This is a genomic window from Faecalibacillus sp. TM498 (assembly GCF_020589955.1).
Lineage (GTDB): Bacteria > Bacillota_I > Bacilli_A > Erysipelotrichales > Coprobacillaceae > Faecalibacillus > Faecalibacillus intestinalis.
Window position 1 is genome coordinate 1 of the sequence record NZ_JAJDKB010000102.1, and the last position, 2,747, is coordinate 2,747.

Sequence of the window (2,747 nt, forward strand, 5' to 3'; positions counted from 1 at the left end):
CACTAAAAAGGTAATAATCTTCAAAGATTATTACCATGTGGACAAAATTTATTTTGTCCCTTTTTTATCATAAAAATATGATATTTATTTTTTGCATTTCACACCTCAAAAACGACATTTCGCACCTAATTTAAAAATAAGGTGCCATAAATGGTAAAATAAAGATGTACATGGAATTATTTACTATAATCTATTTTAAATACCAGAGCAAAAAAATAAAAAATGAATGTAAGGATAAGTAAAATAATGGCAAGTATACTTACGTTATGATAATCTTTACACAAGTGCCTGCTAATGTATTTGCAGCAGACACTTATATTTGTAATAAATATTGATGGTTGCTGTAAAGAATAAAATAAAAATGTAGGAAAAACTATAAAATTATTTAGTCTAAAACCGACATTTTTTTAATTGACATGTGAATATAATCTATAATGAAAGGGGTTGTTAGTATGATAGTTGAAGCAATAGAAAAATATCCGTTACTTGTTATTTTTATGCTTGTTTTATTACTTGTGATGATTTTTGTAATTGTTTATTATCGAATGTCAAAAAAGTATGAAAAAAGTCAAATAGAATTAAAAGAATCTTTACTTGCAGCAACGACATTAAATAGATGTATTCATGCTTTAACTTATCATAGTGAAATCGATGATGCTATTAATGATTTGTTATGTCTTATTACTGAGTTTTTTCAAGGTGATCGTGCCTATATTTTTCAAATAGACTATGAACAAAATACGACATCTAATCTTTTTGAGTATACAGAAGAAGGGGCAACTCCGGAAATAAATAATTTGCAAAACGTTTCTTTAGAAACTATTCAATATTGGTTAGATCGTTTTAAGGTTGATGGAACATTTTATATAAAAAGTTTAGAAGAGGAGGTTGATAAAAATTCTGAAACCTATCGTCTTTTAAAATTACAAAATATAACGAGTCTTATTGCAGTGCCTTTGATAGAAAATGAAATTATTACTGGATTTTTGGGTGTTGATAATCCACGAAGAAGATGTGATAATAGTAGCTTATTATCTTCGGTTGTTTTCTTTGTTTCTGAGAGTATGAATAGAAAACAACAGGAACAAAAATTAAAAACAATGAGTTATTTAGATTCAATGACACATATTTTTAATCGTAATGCTCTGATAGAACGAATTGATAAGATTAAAGAAAGTCAAAATAAGGATATTGGTATTGCTTATTTTGATTTAAATGGATTAAAAAAGATCAATGACTTACAAGGACATTTAGAAGGTGATGCCGTTTTAAAGAAAACTGCTTATTTGATTAATGAGTGTTTTCCTAGAAAAGCTTATCGTTTTGGTGGGGATGAATTTGTTGTTCTTTCAGTAGATGTTAAAGAAGCTAGTTTTATAAAGCAAGTTGAACAATCAAAGAAGTATTTAGAACAAAATGGTATTTCGTGTTCTGTAGGTGTTTCTTGGTGCTATAATATAAACGATGTTGATGAACTCATCAAAGAAGCAGATACTAAAATGTATGAAAATAAAGCAAATTTTTATGAAAATGAAATGGTTGGTATTGAAAACTAACCATTTTTTTATGGTATAATGAGATTAATGAAAAGAGATGAGACTATGCAAAATATGAATTATTATTATGACTTTTCGGGTCAAAAATTTGAATATCCATTAAGTCTAAGTATTAATCAATTTGATCGACAAGTTTTTTCAAGACAATCTTCTTTAGAAATTTCTTATGTTTTAAAAGGAAATTATGAAGTTATTACAGAAAAAATGTCGACTGTTATTTATGAACATGAATTAGCTATTATTGCTCCTAATGATATTCATATGCTAAAGATGAATGAAAAAGAAAGTATTATTTTAACATTACATATTGATTTTTCTTATTTACCTCATTATATGGTAGGAGATATAGATCATAGTTTTCAATCTCTTATTTGTAGAGAAAATCAAAATAAATCTCTATTATTTCAAATAAAACAACAATTAGGCATCTTACTTTTACATTTTATTGAAAACAAAGATAACATCTATTTATTAAATTTAGTAATATCAAAATTAATTTACATGATTAGTCAGAATCAAGAATTCTCTTTAGAAAATTTACCACTTTCTTCTAAAAATCATGAAAATTATATGAAAGCTATTTTATTCATTGATCAACATTACCAAGAAGATATTCATTTAGAAGATGTTGCTCAAAATCTTTCTTTTAGTATCTCCTATGCTTCACGTTTATTTAAAAAATATACAGGTGTTAGTTTTGTAAAATATTTATCAATGGTAAGAATACGACATTCATTAGAAAAGTTACTAGCGGGGAAAGACTCGATTGATGAGATTGCATTTTCTTGTGGAATGTCTGCAAAGGCTTATAGTCAAGCATTTAAAGATTTATATGGGATTACACCGAGTGTTTATCGTAAACAATTTCAAAAAAACTTGAAATATAATAAGGAAAATAAGGAACAAAGAATGCATTTGGATCAAAAACAAATTGCCTTGATTCAACATTTAATAAATGATCATCATCTATATCAAGATGAATATCTTGATATAGATAAAGAAAATCAACAAAGCATATATTTATTTAAAAATATAGATCAACTCTCTTTATTACAAGAAAATAACATTTTAACTATTAAACCAAAGAAATAACAATAAAAACAATCATTTATTGTTATTTTTTTACTTTTTTTTTTAAAAATAAAAAGAAAAAGATCAAAAAATTGTCTATATAATAATAGGAGGAAAAAT

2 protein-coding genes are annotated in these 2,747 nt (G+C 25.5%); both read left to right on the top strand.

The window, feature by feature from the left end; genetic code table 11:
- The first annotated feature begins 452 nt into the window (after positions 1-452).
- Positions 453-1,556, top strand: a complete 1,104-nt coding sequence (locus tag LJD32_RS14760; protein WP_227360341.1) for a diguanylate cyclase domain-containing protein — start codon at positions 453-455, stop codon at positions 1,554-1,556.
- Positions 1,557-1,601: 45 nt separating this feature from the next.
- Complete coding sequence (locus LJD32_RS14765) at positions 1,602-2,648, top strand: helix-turn-helix transcriptional regulator (protein WP_227360340.1); 1,047 nt, start codon at positions 1,602-1,604, stop codon at positions 2,646-2,648.
- Positions 2,649-2,747 lie beyond the last annotated feature (99 nt).

Bases quoted from the DNA above. Each gene is read 5' to 3' on its own strand.
- LJD32_RS14765 (WP_227360340.1), top strand. From the start codon at position 1,602: ATGCAAAATATGAATTATTATTATGACTTTTCGGGTCAAAAATTTGAA.
- LJD32_RS14760 (WP_227360341.1), top strand. From the start codon at position 453: ATGATAGTTGAAGCAATAGAAAAATATCCGTTACTTGTTATTTTTATG.